Genomic DNA, 15,804 nt, shown 5'->3' on the forward strand with positions numbered 1-15,804 from the left:
GGGTGTGAGTTTATTTGCTTAAATATTTAACAACTGGTTCAAATGTCTTACGATGGATCGGAGTGACTCCTTTTTGAGCTAGACCAGCCAAATGTTTAGGCGTCCCGTAGCCAGCATTATTACCTAGATCATAGCCTGGATATACCGTATCGTAAAATTTCATCAAGTGGTCACGATTGACTTTAGCAACGATACTAGCGGCTGAAATCGAAGCTGATTTAGCGTCGCCCTTGATCAATTTTGTTTGCGGGATGTCAGTATCAATCTGCATCGCATCGATCAAAATATGCCCCGGTTTGATCGTTAAAGCTTCCAAAGCTTCTTTCATTGCGATCCGAGTTGCCTGATAGATATTGACTTCATCGATCAGATCATTTTCGGCTACTCCAACGGCTACCGCGACCGCTTGTTCTAAAATTTTACTATAAAGTTCTTCACGTTTTTTTTCAGATAACTGCTTTGAATCATTGACTTCAACTAATTGAAAATCATGCGGTAAGATCACTGCTGCTGTAACGACTGGACCAGCCAAAGGGCCGCGACCGACTTCGTCGATCCCGGCAACGTATTCAACGTCATTATTCCATAGTTGTTTTTCTAAACGCAAGCGTTCTTTAAATTTGACTAGCTTTTGTGCCTGTTTTTCTTTTTGTTTATAATACGTTGCTAAGGCAGTCTGAACACCTTTACGTGGGTCGTTTTTCAATTCTGCTAACATTTCAGCGCTAGGCTCAGCCTTTAATAGCGCTTTGATCTGTGCGATCGTGTATGCCAAAATAATTCCCCCAATTAATAAATTAAGAGGGGCATGCTACTGCAAGTCCCTCTCGAATATGATCTAAACTTTAGCTGGATCTTTAGGAACGTCATCCAAAGTATAACGTCCTAACTTGCCCTTGCGACAATCAAAGATCAAACGTTCACTTGCGCGCGCATAGTCATCTTTAAAGCCCAATTTACGCGTCAGTTCCTGTAAAACTTCAACTGTCGGCAATTCCAAAAGTTCTTCGTCGATCTTATAGCGTTCGATCAAAGCTTGTGGATTTTTTGCACTGAATTCTTCGATCTCATATAACGCAACATCATCTTCTGCATATAAAGTATCCTTGATCGCACCCGTCAAAGCTAGCTTTTTACCCACGATCGGATCTTCGAACTTCGGCCATAAGATCCCCGGTGTATCTAATAATTGGAGATCTTTACCAGCTTTCAACCATTGCTGCGACTTGGTGACCCCAGGGCGATTGCCAACTTGAGCAACATTTTTTTTGACCAAATGATTCAATAACGTAGATTTTCCTACGTTAGGGATGCCGATACACATGACTTTGATGCGTTGCGATAAGATCCCGCGTGCTTTTTTATTTGCTAATTTTTCAGCTAAGACTTCTTTGATCTTCTTATCGATCACTTTTAATGAACCTTGAACACTGTTGATCGCTACAGCAGGTTGTCCCATTTTTTCGTAATACTCGATCCATTTACGGGTTTCCTTAGGATCAGCTAAGTCCATTTTCGTCAGCACGATAATACTTGGCTTGTCTTGTAATAGATCCTTTAACTGGGGATTACGTGATGATTCAGGTAGTCTAGCATCGACTAATTCCAAAACGACATCCACCAGTTTGAGGTTTTCTTTGACTTGACGTAAGGCTTTGGCCATGTGACCAGGGAACCATTGAATAATTGCCATGTTTTTGCATCCTTTCATAAAATTAAATCAGCTTTTGCTATTATACCATGCCTTATAGTACTTTAAAATGCCAGATAGGCCAGTAAATGATCCAGGCTCGTCCTGAGATACACGTTTCATCGACCATCCCTAAAGTACGCGAATCTTGACTGATCCGGCGATTATCTCCCAATACAAAATATTTACGCGCTGGGACTTTAGTAGTCGTAAAAAAATCATCCAATGTAAAATCTGAAGTTTCACCCAAATTTGGATCCGTTAGAAATTTTTCTGGGACCTTCTTTTGATTTACATAAAGCTGATTATTTTCATATTTGATCTCATCACCAGGTAACCCGATCACCCGTTTGATATAAGTTTCACCATTAGCGAGCTTGAAAGTGACGATATCAAAACGCTTGATCGTACCGTAATGTCGCACCAAGACTTCATCATGATCATGAAGTGCCGGTAACATCGAATTGCCATTGACCTCCAAAGGGGTGACTAAAAAAAAGCGAATGAAGAGCGCTATTACGAGCGCCAATACGAAGGGACCACTCCATTTTTTGAGTTTTTGTTTATCTACATGTACTTTCATGATGATCTCTACGTCCCTTTCTGAAAAATACACCCATATTGTAACATAATTCTTGTAAAGATAAAAAACGGGCGTCTGTTTTGAGACGTCCCGTTAAAAAATTTATTCACTTAATTTTTCGACAGCTTTTTGGTAGGCATTGTCTGATTCGGTGACTTTTTGAGCAACTTTGGCTTCAATACTTTCAACGGTTGCTTTATCAGCCGTTCCGCTAACTGTTAGCCCATTATCTGTTTGATATTTTTCAACAGCTTGCTTAGTTTGCTCATTAAAGTAACCTGATTTTTCATCCAAATCATAGCCTAAAAAGACCAGCATCTGTTGCAAATTCTTGATCTGCTTTGAATTTTGTCCTTCTTGATAGGTTTTAGCTGTATCGATCGCAGTCAAGTAGGCAACATCCGGATAATCCGCTTCGACATCTGGCTTGATCCCTTTTTTATGGATCCAAGTTCCATCTGGCGTCAACCACTTAGCGATCGTTAATTTCAATTCAGTCTTATCTTTGAATGGTAGCGTATTTTGAACTGTTCCTTTACCATAGGACTTAGTTCCGATCAAAGTGACATTGTTACCTGATTGTTTGAGTGCCGCCGCAAAGATCTCTGAAGCACTAGCGGAGCCGCCATTGATCAAGACGATCGATTTTTCCTTGACCTTGAAACCGTCATCCAGTTCATTACTTGCCTTATAGACCGTTGGCTTGCCATCACGGCCAACAACTTGTAAGATCGGTTTGCCGTTTTCAACAAACATTGAAGACATCGCTAAAGCTTGATCCATCAAGCCACCTGGATTATTACGTACATCGATGATAAAGGACTTAGCCCCTTTTTTGCGCAAGCTTTGGACTGTTTGTTTAAATTCTTTGGCAGTATTTTCAGAAAATGAAGTTACTTGAATATAACCGACCTGCTTATCTTCAGTAGCTAATTTACCCTCAACTGTTTTAACTGGGATCTTAGCCCGCGTCAAAGTCTTCGTGAAAGTCGTTCCATTCCGCTTGATCGTAACTGAAACCTTAGTCCCAACTTTACCCCGCATCAATGAAACAGCTTTATTCAAGGAGTAATCCTTAGTCGATCTGCCATCGATCTTGACGATAACATCATTTGCTTTCAAACCGGCTTTAGCAGCTGGTGTCCCTGCGATCGGTGACATGATCTTGATCTCTGAACCACTTTTTTGCACTTGGGCGCCGATACCGCCAAAACTTCCCGAGATCGAATCATTTAATTCTTGACTTTCAGTCGCATTCATATACTCGGTAAAGGGATCACCTAAAGCCTCGACCATCCCATTTAAAGCACCATCAACCAGTTTTTGTTGACTGACATCTTTATAATAGTTGTAGTAAAGGGCATTATAGACCGTGTTGATCTTGCCCATTGCTTGGTTAGCAGACTCGAGCCCCTTTACCTGACGATCCATCAGCCAAAACACGCCACCGCCACTGAGCAAGGCGACACAAACTGCAACGAGCACGGTGGTCAATAAATTGTACTTTTTTTGTAAAAACACTCTTTTAAGTTTTGGTTCTTTTTGCTTCTCTTTTTCCACTTAAATTACCTCTTCCAAATATCCTTGCCAAGCTTCATCGAAAACACTCATTGAAGGTAGATAAGTCGCATTCAATTCGAGATAATGCGAGATCTCATGATAATCATCCGAATGTTTAGGAAAAGCTTGATCAAAGAACGCTGCATTGGCAAAATGACTGATCTCATCTACACCATTGGGATCACGTTTAGTCATCAAATACCGATAAAAACTTTCGCGCATAAATTTACCTACCTTTAATTAGTATTACTCAATGGGAAAGCGACTTTAAATTGAAGATCATCTTGCTTGAGATCAAATTTTTCACCTTGGATCTTGATCCCTTGTTTTTTGGTCAATTGATTTAGATCAAGGGTGATCGTTGCTTTGGAGGCATTGATCTTAGCCCACTTACCGAGATCGTAATTATTTTTGATATACCCTAAGACAAAACTTGGTGGAGCATTCAAAGATCCGATCGCGACTGATTTAGTTTTTAGTTCTAGATTTCCCGAATCGTCAAGCTGTGGCGTCGCATATAGCGTGAAGGAGACATCTTTGCCTAAGATCTTTGTCGTCCCCATCAAGATCGCAGATTTATCCAAGACGAAACGGTACTTGATCGCACCCTTCTTTTGGTTTTGTTGTAGATAATAGTTGACAGCCGCACTTAGTTGCTCTTTATTCAAAACAACATTGACATTGGCATACTGTCCTTGTTTTTGTGTTGTTTGCGTTGCGATCTGTTTTTGATCTGAGCTTGGAGTCGTTACTTGAAACCAAACAAAGACGATAAAGCCTAATACTAGCCCTAAAAGGATCGCAAACGCCCATTTCCAAGGATTTTGTTTCATTTTATTTTTCACCCTCTAACCATGTACTTTTATGTTTGAGCATCACTTGATATAGTCTAGAAGTGATGTAGCGATAACCTTTATCGTTAGGATGAAAATGATCTTCATCAGATAGATAGTCATTTTTCTCCTTATCATCACTTAAAAGTTGCTCAAGTTTACTATCAGCAACATCATTTAGATCGGTCGTCGCATTTTTTTGCAGTGTTGCCTTCGATCTACCGTAATATTGCCCCTCAGATAGCCGCTTATTTACATCCACAAAATAGATCTTCGACTCATTTTTAATAGTATCCTTAGCAACTTCATTCCATTCATCAGTATATTGTTGCATTTGTGTTAAAGTCGGAAAATATACATAAAATGGATTGTAGACACTGATCAAGAAGATCGGTGCAGTTTTGTTATATTGCCGCACAGTCGCTAATAAACTCTGTAAATTAGCTGCATATTCAGTTTTAGCTTTAGGCATTGCATTACTGAGTTTATTTTCAGCTAAACTATTGAAGTTTTGTTGAAGAACTTTCATCAGATCGTTCCCGCCGACCGTCATCGTGATCACATCAGCCTTTTTAAGATCTGACTGGAGCTGTTTTGAATCAAGCACACGTTGTTTTATCTGATCACTACGATCACCAGTCTTGCCGTAATTGTGTGTGGTCACCGTTAGAGCTTGTTTTTGCTCGAGCTTGGTCTTGATCAAGCCAACATAACCACCTTTATCTGTGGTATCACCCACACCAAAAGTCAAAGAATCACCTAAAGCAGTCAAGGTTAGGGTCGGTTTGGCTTTTTTGGTAGTAGCTCGTTCCACTTTAGCGGTAACTTTTTTGACTGGGTCCAATTCTTGTTTCTGCGGTAATACAAGCTGTAAAACTAAATAAAAAACAGCAGCTATTCCAACGATACAACCGACAAATGCTGCTATTTTTCCGATTGCTTTCAAAAAATATCCCCCTTTAATTGGTCTTGCCTTTATTGTAAGCTAAATGCACTTTAATTTAAATACTTATCTCATGTAAGTTGTATTTGCTAGTATGTTACAATTGTAATTGATCAAAAATTTTTTATCAGAAAGGTCGATCTATTTGCCTAAATATACTAACAAAAATCTGATCGCTAGTTCGATCATCACAGGGATCGCGCTGCTAGGCTCTGTCTTTTTAACGATCATCACGCTGCTAGCTGGGCATCCCAAAACTGCCTTTATTGTTGCGCTTTCGCTTATCTTAGGGACTGTTAGCCTGTATCTATTGCTAAAGATCATTACTTTAGCTCTGTATAATACTAAAGCTCACCGTCCTTTAGACACGATAACACGTAGCTTAGGAGCTTTGACGCTTATGACGCTGCTTTACCCACTTTGTTTTGGGGTAAAGTTTTTTGCAGCCGGCTGGGTCGCTTTTGGACTCGTGACTGCTTGGGCGGTCTTAACATTGATCTATGAATGTGTTTTTTATCTAAAATACTGGCAATGGGTCTATGCCGTTAGCTTGGTCGTTTGGTTGGTCTGTTTGATCTTGATCGTTACCGGTCAGATCTTTGAACCACTCTTTATTATCGCCATCATCTTAGGGATCCTTTCCTATTGGTGGAATAAAGCCCAGCCTAAACTACTTTGGCTCTCATGTCTTGCAGAAACATTGCTGATCTGGACTTGGCTTTTAGGTCTGATACAATTGATCCGTTAGTGATGATAAAAACGGGGATGTCGTAATAAAACATCCCCGTTTTTTATTTACGTTCATAGATATAGAAGGTGTGTGGATAATGATTTTTTTCATCGACCACACCGTCTTCTTGAAAGATCACTTTGAATTTTGAATAATCTAGCTCAGGCATAAGCGTATCACCCTTAAATTCAGCAGCGATCTTGGTCACATACAGGCGCTCAACTTCTTCTTGCAAACTATTGAACAGCGAAGCGCCACCGATCACAAAAACTTCCTCAGACTGTTGTGATAACCAAGTCTTTAGCTCAGTTAGATCTGAAAAAACCGTTAAGCGTTCAGTCGTTTGTGCTTCTTTTTTTAATTCTTCACTGTGCGTCAAGACGACATGTTGGCGCTTCGGCAATAAGCCTGGAAAACTAGCAAAAGTCTTGCGTCCCATAACGATCGGGTGACCGATAGTTTGTTTTTTAAAGAAAGCTAGATCAGCTGGCAGATGCCAAGGTAATTTCCCCTGGTATCCGATATGATGTGCCTTATCTTCAGCCCAAATAAATGAGATCATTTTTTTACCCCTTTTCTTATACAGCCACAGGTGCTTTGATAGCTCCCCAAGATTCATAGCCTTCTAGTTTGATATCATCCATTTCAAATGACAAAACGTCTTTTTTAGCTGGATTCAACCACAACTTAGGGGCCACTTTAGGTGTACGTGCTAATTGCTCTTTAACTTGCTCAAGATGGTTAGAGTAGATATGCGCATCCCCTAAAGTATGGATAAATTCGCCTACCTCTAATCCTGTTTCATGGGCGATCAAATGTGTCAATAAAGCATAACTAGCAATATTGAACGGTACTCCTAAAAAGACGTCACCACTTCGTTGATAGAGCTGACAACTCAACTTATTGTCATTGACATAAAATTGAAATAACGTATGGCACGGTGGCAAAGCACTGAAAGGTACATCTTCAGGATTCCAAGCCGAAACGATCATTCGTCTAGAATTTGGGTCAGTTTTGATCGTCTCGATCACATCTTTGATCTGATCGATCGTTTCGCCTGTACGGGTTTTCCAATGCCGCCACTGTGCACCATAAACGTCACCTAAATTGCCATACTTAGCTGCAAATTCATCATCGTTAACGATCCGGTCGCAAAATTGCTTCTTTTTTGTTAGATATACTTCTTTGAACGCTGGATCTTTTTGAGCACGTAAGCCAAAATCAGTCATATCTGGTCCAGTGTACTCATCACTTTCGATCCAATTTTTAAAAGCCCATTCATCCCAAATATGATTATTATGTTGCAATAGGTATTGAATATTGGTATCACCCTTCAAAAACCAAAGCAACTCACTTTTGATCAAGCCAAAAGGAACTTTTTTAGTTGTCAATAAAGGAAAACCTTGGCTTAGGTCAAAGCGCATTTGATAACCAAATAAACTGGTCGTCCCTGTTTTAGTCCGGTCACCTTTTTGATGACCCTTTTCTAAAATATCTCGAATCAATTGTAAATACGGTTCTTCAAGTGCAGTCATTTTCTTCCTCCGATGCAATTATTTGGGATAGATCATTATATCATGTTTTATTAGACGTATTGTCCTAACTCTTCCCAGCGGGCCATTTTTTGTTCACTTTGTGCATTTAGGTCGTCGATCTCTTGTTGTAAACTGGCGAGCTTAGGATAATCTGAACCATCCACTTCACCCATTTGCGTCTGTAATTGTTCTAGCTTTTCATCCAACATTTCGATCTCTTGTTCTAATTTATCAAATTCAAGCTGCTCAGCATAAGTCAATTTTGTTTTTTCTTTTGGTTCAGTCGATTTGGTAACTGGCTTTTCCTTGACTACTTTTTTGGCAGGTCGTTTATCTAGATCTTTTTTTAGATAATCTGTGAAAAGCCCATAATGCCGCGTTATTTTAGCATTGCCTTCAAAGATCAAAAGTGAATCGGCTACTTTGTCTAAGAAATAACGGTCATGCGAAACTGTGATCACGGTTCCTTGGAATTGATCGAGATAATCTTCCAATACCGTCAATGTACCGATATCTAGATCGTTTGTCGGTTCGTCTAAGATCAAGACGTTTGGCTGCATCATCAGTAGTTTCAAAAGATATAAGCGCCGTTTTTCGCCCCCAGAAAGTTTCTTGATCAAGGTACCATGCATTGATCTTGGAAAGAGAAACTGTTCGAGCAATTGCGTCGTGCTGACGTGCTCGCCATCTTTATTGACGATCGTTTGAGCAACATCATTTAGATAACTGATAACTCGTTTGTCCTCAGGGATGTCTTCTGTTTTTTGTTGGTAGTAGGCGATCTTAACCGTTTCACCTGTGATCAATTCTCCACTGTCTAAAGCTAATTTCCCAGCTAAAACATTCAATAAACTTGATTTACCAGCACCATTGACCCCTGTGATCCCGATCCGATCACCGGCTTGGATCAACAGATCAAAGTCTTTTAAGATCGCATGCTCATCTAAGTTTAATGAAGCATGTTTTAGCTCTAAAACTTTTTTACCTAAGCGTTGTTGCCCTAGATTGATATCGACTTTACCATCAACTTGAACTTTGTTGAGATTTTCTTTTAGTTCATTAAAGCTATTGATCCGAGCTTGCTGTTTAGTTGTTCGCGCTTTAGCCCCGGTACGCATCCACGCTAATTCTTTTTTATAGAGCTGTTGTTGCTTATGTTCAGCAGTCAATTCGCGTTCGACACGTTTTGCCTTTTGATCGACAAAATCTTGATAATTCCCGGTATAAAAATATAATTTGCCAAATGATAGTTCAATGATCTGATTAGCGATCTGGTCTAAGAAATAACGGTCATGGGTCACTACTAAAAGCGCACCCTTATACGAAGCTAGGTAATTTTCTAGCCAAGCGATCGAATCAAAGTCCAAGTGGTTTGTCGGTTCGTCTAGGATCAGTAGGTCTGGCTCTTGGATCAAAACTTGGGCTAGGCCGACCCGTTTGACCTGACCACCAGAAAGTGTCTTGATCTTTTGATGCCAATCGTTGATGTGTAACTGCGTCAAAATAGTCTTAATATCACTATCAGCACTCCAAGCATCTTCTTGATTCATCTTGGCTTCAGCCTCATCGTAGCGTTTTTGGAGTTTTTCATTTTCCGGATTATTACTGTAGGCCGTTAATGCTTGTTCGTAATGTTTGATCGTCTGAAAAACTGGCGCTGCACCATCAAAAACAGCTTCCATGATCGTTTTTTCTGGATCCAATTCAGGTTGTTGCTTTAGATAACTGATCCGATAATTATTAGGTGCGATCAATTCACCAGAATCGGCGGGATCAAAACCACTGATCGCATTCAAAAAAGTCGTCTTCCCTGAACCATTAGTCCCGATCAAGCCGATCCGGTCATGTTCATTGATGATAAAACTCGCATCTTGAAACAGTGTTTTATCGCCATAGGTCTTAATTAAATTTTCAATTCGAAGTGTTTGCATCTAGTTTAATTCCTTACTTAATTTTTCAGCTTGAGCTAATAAAACTGCTTTATCGTTGGCTAGTTCACCTAGCACAACTTTTTGTTCGAGCGTATTCAAGATCTTGCCTAATCCTGGTCCTGGTTTTAGGCCCAGTGTTTGGATCAGATCCTTACCATTCAAAGCTAACTGCGCCTTATCTTTGATCGGTAACGCTGTATAGGTCTGTAAAAGTTTAGCACCGGTCAAAGGTAACTGTAAGATATCTAATAGGTGGCTCGCTGCTTTAGTTGCACGTTCTTTAGCATGGTAACAGACCAACGGATCAAGATCAGGTGTGGCTTGCTCAAGGATCGATAGGACGTTTTGAACTTCCATACTGATATCATTTGAAGTTTTCCAAGCTTTGAGAAAACTGCGGACTTGTTTAGGGGTAAGCTCAAAGACATAGGCCAATAATGCCCAACATTCTAATTCATCTACTAGTTTTAGTTGAGGCAATTTGGCGATCTTACGTAAAGCTTGCTCACGTGTCGCAAATTGTGGGCAGTATTTGAAAAGTTCTGTTTCTAAAAAGGCATCTAGTCCTTGGACCACATTTTTACCTAATAATAATTTGATCCATTCGACTTGGATCCGTTCAACCGCGATCTTTTCGAGTAAATGTGCATTGGCTTTGATCGCTTGTAAAGTCTTAGGCTCGATCTTAAAATCCAATTGACTAGCAAAGCGTACTGTCCGCATCATGCGTAAGGCGTCTTCAAAGAAACGCTCAGTCGGATCACCCACAGCACGGATCGTTTTATTTTTTAAGTCATCTAAGCCAGAAAACATGTCGATCACAGTGCCATCGGGTGCTAAAGCCAAAGCATTGATCGTTAAGTCGCGGCGCTTGAGATCTTCTTTTAAAGAACGCACAAATTCGACTTTATCAGGGCGCCGAAAATCTTGATAGCCACTTTCCGTCCGAAAAGTCGTGATTTCGTAACCTTCACCATGGTCTAATACCATGACAGTTCCGTGCTCGATCCCCGTGTCGACTGTCCGCTCAAAGATCGCTTTTATCTCGGCCGGATATGCACTAGTTGCAATATCAACATCGTGGATCGGTAAGCCTAGGATCGTATCCCGGACGCTTCCCCCCACAAAGTAAGCTTCAAAGCCAGCAGCTCTTATCTGTTGTAACAACGGTAAAGCTACCGTAAATTCTTGAGGTATTTTTTCTACTTGCATAATCTATATCCAACCTATTCTAAATATATAGTCAGTATTATTATAGCCGTCTCAATTCAGCGTTACAATTAAAAGTATCTAACAAAAAAGCACTCAACTTTCGCTGAATGCTAAGGTAAATTACTTTAATTTTATGATATGTGGTTCGATAGCTTTTCTGACATTTTCTTTTTCTTCGGGTGTCAACTTAGGCCAGTAAAGTTCTTCTAGATCATCAAAATAAAGGCAAGCGTCCTCTGGATTAGGGTGATCGGTCATTTCAAAAACGAAAAACATCAATTCACTTTTCTCATCACTTGTTAAATTGTACAATTAGTCAACTCTTTACCCATATATGAAAATTCTACGTCACCGGCAAATATTTTATATTTTTTGCTCATTTAGCTCACACTCATTTCATAGTAATTTCTTCTTGGGCCGATTATACGTGAAACCTTCACCCAATGCTTCGGTCACATCTAAGACTGAGATAAAAGCTTTGGGATCATGATGCTCTGCGATCCGCTTGATGGCCGTCAATTCACTGGGACTGACGACACAGTAGATCGCTTTAAAATCTTGATTGGAAAATGCCCCTTGTCCAGCTAAATAACTGACGCCCCGATCAAGATCTTGGATGATCGATTTAGCGATCTCATCTGGAAAGCGTGAAATAATCACAACACCGCGCGCTGCATATGCCCCACCTTGGATAAAATTAACTAGTTGCGAAAAGACATACGAAGCGAGCAAGGTATACATCATTTGGCGTAGGTCCAAGTAGCTCAGAGATAACGTCAAAACGACCACATCTAACGCAAGCAGTGTCTTTCCCATCTGGATCCCTTTTTCCTTCTCCAAGATCCGAGCTACGACATCGGTCCCCCCGGTAGTTCCACCGAATTTATAGACGATCCCTGAGCCAACACCACCAAAGATCCCAGCTAAGATCCCGGCAATAAAGAGATCATTATGAATATTTATCGGAATATAGAATCGTTGCCAAAACCAGATCCAAAATGACAAAGCCAATGTTCCATAAACCGTATAAACTAAAGCTTTTTTCCCTAAGTAGCGATAGCCAATGATGATCAAGGGAATATTGATCAAGATCGTTGATAGCGCTGGATCGATATGTAACCAATAACGAATGATCAACGTGATCCCTGTAACTCCACCTTCAGCTAAATTATTTGCTATATTGACCGAGACTAGACCCAAGCCATAAAAAGCACACCCCAAACTTATCATGATAAGATCTATTATACTTAAACGTTCATTTGATACCATGCAAACACACCCTCTCTAGTTTTATAATAACATAAGTAGGTCGCTAACTTACTAGCTTAAGATCAGTTATAAAATGTTTTGTTGACTGCGCCGGTTTTTGGCGCATTCTTTTATTTTATTTCTTAAAGTTAAAGTAACATTTTATTATTGATAAACTTGCAAGCATTTACACTTTTTGCTATTGTTAAAGTAACAAATTATTATTATCAAGGTGGGTAAATATGGCACAATTCCCTTATGAAGATAGATTTCGGCATTATTTAGAATACGATCGGGTGCTTGAAAAAAATACTTGTGATGATCTTTGTCGTGATGTCGCCGATCTCTTCAACTATCTAAGAAATTTCAACAGCCTTTACCGCACGGATCCTGATCTCTCTAACCTGACCGAAAGCGATATCCGTGATTATTTAAACATGCTCCAAGTCAAACGGGAGATCAAAAATACGACTTACAACAAATATCTGACACACCTTAATGTTTATTTTGCGTTTCTCTTCAATGAACGTCTTTCAACTAGCTTGCCTACTCTACCATTAAAAGGACTAAAACGCTCTAAAAATGAGCTGGTCCCGGTAAATTGGCAAGAAGAACTACCGCTATTACTGGAAAACGATGACTTATCGTATTACACGCGTGCCACTTTATTATTTATCTCACACTATTATACGATCACCGAGATCTTACAAAGTGGCTTTTATCAGATATTAGACACGGAAAACTTTGCCCCCAATGAACAGATCTTCTTAGACCGCTTTAAAGAATATCTTGCTCCTTTGCAAACTAAACAGCACAGTCAAGATCTTTTCTTAAAACAGCGGATCAATCTAGTTGAACCCCGGCTGACTTTGCCTGGCTTGCATAAATATCTCAAAGCTGACCAACCTAAATGCTTCTTACCTTTGATCCCACGTAAGCTCTACCAAGCTGCGATCTTCCATGCTCTATTGACCGAACAACACTTAAATGAGCAACAACTTAGTGACAAATTGCATCTTGATGGGACTTCACTCAACTATTATCGACAAGAACTGATCAGATACGAACTTCAATAGCAAAAAAGCGCCCGAATTCGAGCGCTTTTTTGCTATCAATATTGTAATTCATCTAATAGATCTTCGACTTCATAATCAGTCGGAACTTGCATGAGGTAAGCTTTAGCTGCTGCACTAGCTTCAGTACGGTGCCCTGCATTTCTAAAGAAGAAAGCTGCATCCCTTAAAAATTCAGCATTGTCATCTAAATAACGAGCAGCTGTTTCGTAATTAGTCAAAGCCTGTTCATAATTATCCAAGTTGGCATATGAACGCCCTAGATTCCAATAGATCTGCGGATCAACTTCATCTTTAGCCAAATAATCTTTCAAAAGTTCGATATTTTCTTGATCTTGTTGCGTAGCCAATAATTGGTTACTCAATTCCAAAACTAGCGTCAAATTACTTGGATCTAACGCTAAGGCTTCTTTCAAGTAATCAGTTGCTTCCTTGTTTTTGCCCAATTTAGCAGCTAATTGACTGGCTTTTTGGTATAGGGCTTCATTAAATTCATCCACGGCTAGACCTTCTTGGGCCGTGATCAAAGCTTGACCAAACTGACCCGCTTGTTCGTAGAGATCAGCTAAATATGGATAGACCGTCACATAATCTGGCGTACGTTCACGCAACTTCTCAAAGTTGGCCGTCGCAGCTTCAAGATCACCTAATTCACGTTGGGTAAAGGCTAATTGGAACAACGTATCGTTATCGAGTTGTTCTTCTGGGATCTGTTCTAAATAGCCTAATGCAGTCTCAAACTTACCATAGCCGGCATAAGAAAGACCCAAACGAGCCACTAAATTGACCCGGGAAAACTCTAAGATCCCTTGTTTTAACAAGGAACGATAAAATTGAGCTGCTTTACGATATTCTTTAATGTTAAAGTATAACTCAGCTAAAGCAAATTCGATCACCGGTTCATCTGGTGCTAATCGATAAGCCGTTAGCAATTTTTGTTCACTGACATCAAAAGCCCCTTGCGTCTGATAAAGATCAGCGCTAACTAAAAGAGCTTCTAAATAAGCATTTGATTCCGGAGTGATCTGAGATAAGATCGCTAAGGCTTGATCATCATTACCTTCACCGATCTGGATCTCAGCTAAGGCGGTCTTTAAGCTATCTTCATTGGGATAGCGTTTGACTAAAGTTTCGTATGCTTTAGCTGCCATCTCAGAAAAGCCTAGTGAATACAGCTCTTCGGCCAAACTGTATAGCATATCGTCTTCATCCCTAGTCAACGCAAGCTCTAAAGTTTCATTTGCTTTGGTAAAATCTCCTTGCGCTAAATGATCTAGTGTTTCTTCCGAATAAGTCATGTGGTTACCACCTTTACTTAATAACTTCTAGCTACCATCATAACATAAAAAAGTCGCTAAATTAATAACGACTTCTTTGGTATTAACCTAAATATGGATCCGCTGGAACATGTACGAGATCATTTTCAACTAGGCGTTCAGCGATCTGAACTGTATTCCATGCAGCTCCCTTCAACAAATTATCTGACACGATCCACATGTTAAAACTACCCGGATTTTCCTTATCAGCACGTACCCGTCCCACAAAAGTCTCACGTTTACCTTCAGCTGTCAGTGGCTGTGGGTATTCTTGGTGAGCCGGATCATCTTGTAAAACGACTCCAGGAGCAGTTTTAAGCGTTTCTTTGACTTGTTCAGCTGTCAAAGTGGTATCTGCCGTCTTAAAGTAGACCGATTCACCGTGGCCGATCACGACTGGGACCCGAACACAGGTCGCCGTCACTTTGAGTTTTGGATCATTCATGTCACCTTGCATGATCTTTTTAGTTTCATGGATCATCTTCCACTCTTCATGTGAGTAACCATCTTCTTCAAAGACATCGATCTGTGGCAAAAGATTAAAAGCTAGTGGATAATGCTTCTTGTCACCCTTGACTGGAAAGATCTTACCTTCCATTGTCTCCCCATTCAAATAATCTTTGGCCTCTGAAAGCATTTCATCTAAAGCAGTTTGACCTGCGCCTGAAGCTGCTTGATAAGTCGAAACGATGATCTGTTCTAAGCCAAATTTTTGGCGGATCGGTTCTAAAGCGACCATCATTTGGATCGTTGAACAATTAGGATTAGCTACGATCCCACGGTGTTCAAATAAAGCTTGTTCATTGACTTCTGGGACGACTAGCGGTACTTCTGGCTCCATCCGAAAAGCACTCGTATTATCGACACAGACCGCCCCGCGCTTAACTGCTTCAGGGAGCAATTGCTTAGAAACAGCACCACCAGCTGAAGCTAAAACTAGATCAACACCTTCAAATACCTCTGGTGTTGCCTCTTCGATCGTGATCGCTTGGCCCTTAAAACTGAGCTGTTTACCTGCCGAACGCTTGGAAGCAAGCAATTTGACCTTCTTGACTGGGATCGTTGACTGTTCTAATTGTTCGATCAACCGTGAACCCACCGCACCAGTAGCACCTAAAATAGCAACTGTATATTCTCTCATTTTACTTTA

The 15,804-nt window shown here is 40.3% G+C and carries 17 protein-coding genes; 2 read left to right on the forward strand and 15 right to left on the reverse strand.

Going from position 1 to position 15,804, the window contains the following annotated elements; genetic code table 11:
- Nucleotides 1-10: 10 nt before the first annotated feature.
- The 7 genes from FC30_RS08655 to FC30_RS08685 form a co-directional block, all read right to left on the reverse strand.
- The gene (locus FC30_RS08655; RefSeq protein ID WP_010689025.1) at nucleotides 11-775 is read right to left on the reverse strand and encodes a ribonuclease HII; all 765 of its coding nucleotides are present in this window, start codon (nucleotides 773-775) and stop codon (nucleotides 11-13) included.
- Nucleotides 776-838: 63 nt separating this feature from the next.
- The gene (gene ylqF, locus FC30_RS08660; protein ID WP_010689023.1) at nucleotides 839-1,693 is read right to left on the reverse strand and encodes a ribosome biogenesis GTPase YlqF; all 855 of its coding nucleotides are present in this window, start codon (nucleotides 1,691-1,693) and stop codon (nucleotides 839-841) included.
- Nucleotides 1,694-1,745: 52 nt separating this feature from the next.
- Nucleotides 1,746-2,273 carry a signal peptidase I gene (gene lepB / locus FC30_RS08665; protein ID WP_010689021.1) on the reverse strand — a complete coding sequence of 176 codons (528 nt, stop codon included), beginning with the start codon at nucleotides 2,271-2,273 and terminating at the stop codon, nucleotides 1,746-1,748.
- Between the two features lie 102 nt (nucleotides 2,274-2,375).
- The gene (locus FC30_RS08670) at nucleotides 2,376-3,833 is read right to left on the reverse strand and encodes a S41 family peptidase (protein ID WP_010689020.1); all 1,458 of its coding nucleotides are present in this window, start codon (nucleotides 3,831-3,833) and stop codon (nucleotides 2,376-2,378) included.
- Nucleotides 3,834-4,055 (reverse strand): YozE family protein, encoded by a 222-nt coding sequence (locus tag FC30_RS08675; RefSeq protein ID WP_010689018.1) that lies wholly within the window; start codon nucleotides 4,053-4,055, stop codon nucleotides 3,834-3,836.
- A 14-nt stretch (nucleotides 4,056-4,069) separates the two neighbouring features.
- The gene (locus tag FC30_RS08680; RefSeq protein ID WP_010689016.1) at nucleotides 4,070-4,666 is read right to left on the reverse strand and encodes a YpmS family protein; all 597 of its coding nucleotides are present in this window, start codon (nucleotides 4,664-4,666) and stop codon (nucleotides 4,070-4,072) included.
- 1 nt (nucleotide 4,667) lies between these two features.
- Nucleotides 4,668-5,612: an SGNH/GDSL hydrolase family protein gene (locus FC30_RS08685; protein WP_010689014.1), complete on the reverse strand. Its 945-nt coding sequence runs from the start codon at nucleotides 5,610-5,612 to the stop codon at nucleotides 4,668-4,670.
- Nucleotides 5,613-5,754: 142 nt separating this feature from the next.
- Here FC30_RS08685 and FC30_RS08690 point away from each other — a divergent pair, with 142 nt between their 5' ends.
- On the forward strand, nucleotides 5,755-6,357 hold the full coding sequence (locus FC30_RS08690) for a hypothetical protein (RefSeq protein WP_010689013.1): 603 nt from the start codon (nucleotides 5,755-5,757) through the stop codon (nucleotides 6,355-6,357).
- A 43-nt stretch (nucleotides 6,358-6,400) separates the two neighbouring features.
- On the opposite strand, the gene FC30_RS08695 is transcribed toward FC30_RS08690, so the two are convergent.
- The 6 genes from FC30_RS08695 to FC30_RS08720 form a co-directional block, all read right to left on the reverse strand.
- The gene (locus FC30_RS08695) at nucleotides 6,401-6,901 is read right to left on the reverse strand and encodes a dihydrofolate reductase (RefSeq protein ID WP_010689012.1); all 501 of its coding nucleotides are present in this window, start codon (nucleotides 6,899-6,901) and stop codon (nucleotides 6,401-6,403) included.
- Nucleotides 6,902-6,917: 16 nt separating this feature from the next.
- Entirely contained in the window at nucleotides 6,918-7,874 is a 957-nt protein-coding gene (locus FC30_RS08700) for a thymidylate synthase (RefSeq protein WP_010689011.1), read from the reverse strand.
- A 50-nt stretch (nucleotides 7,875-7,924) separates the two neighbouring features.
- On the reverse strand, nucleotides 7,925-9,805 hold the full coding sequence (locus FC30_RS08705) for an ABC-F family ATP-binding cassette domain-containing protein (RefSeq protein ID WP_056938507.1): 1,881 nt from the start codon (nucleotides 9,803-9,805) through the stop codon (nucleotides 7,925-7,927).
- The gene (locus FC30_RS08710; RefSeq protein WP_010689006.1) at nucleotides 9,806-11,017 is read right to left on the reverse strand and encodes a CCA tRNA nucleotidyltransferase; all 1,212 of its coding nucleotides are present in this window, start codon (nucleotides 11,015-11,017) and stop codon (nucleotides 9,806-9,808) included. It abuts the gene before it with no gap.
- Between the two features lie 120 nt (nucleotides 11,018-11,137).
- Nucleotides 11,138-11,329 carry a hypothetical protein gene (locus tag FC30_RS08715; RefSeq protein ID WP_010689002.1) on the reverse strand — a complete coding sequence of 64 codons (192 nt, stop codon included), beginning with the start codon at nucleotides 11,327-11,329 and terminating at the stop codon, nucleotides 11,138-11,140.
- An 84-nt stretch (nucleotides 11,330-11,413) separates the two neighbouring features.
- Nucleotides 11,414-12,286, reverse strand: a complete 873-nt coding sequence (locus FC30_RS08720; protein ID WP_010689001.1) for a YitT family protein — start codon at nucleotides 12,284-12,286, stop codon at nucleotides 11,414-11,416.
- A 221-nt stretch (nucleotides 12,287-12,507) separates the two neighbouring features.
- On the opposite strand from FC30_RS08720, the gene FC30_RS08725 reads away from it, so the two are divergent.
- A complete protein-coding gene (locus FC30_RS08725; protein WP_010689000.1) occupies nucleotides 12,508-13,341 on the forward strand; it encodes a site-specific integrase in 834 nt (277 codons plus the stop codon).
- 35 nt (nucleotides 13,342-13,376) lie between these two features.
- Here the strand turns inward: FC30_RS08725 and FC30_RS08730 are convergent, their stop codons facing one another.
- Nucleotides 13,377-14,636 carry a tetratricopeptide repeat protein gene (locus tag FC30_RS08730; RefSeq protein WP_010688999.1) on the reverse strand — a complete coding sequence of 420 codons (1,260 nt, stop codon included), beginning with the start codon at nucleotides 14,634-14,636 and terminating at the stop codon, nucleotides 13,377-13,379.
- Nucleotides 14,637-14,718: 82 nt separating this feature from the next.
- Nucleotides 14,719-15,795 carry an aspartate-semialdehyde dehydrogenase gene (locus FC30_RS08735; protein ID WP_010688998.1) on the reverse strand — a complete coding sequence of 359 codons (1,077 nt, stop codon included), beginning with the start codon at nucleotides 15,793-15,795 and terminating at the stop codon, nucleotides 14,719-14,721.
- Nucleotides 15,796-15,804: the final 9 nt, after the last annotated feature.

The sequence above is a fragment of the Ligilactobacillus animalis KCTC 3501 = DSM 20602 genome (genome assembly GCF_001434535.1).
GTDB lineage: Bacteria > Bacillota > Bacilli > Lactobacillales > Lactobacillaceae > Ligilactobacillus > Ligilactobacillus animalis.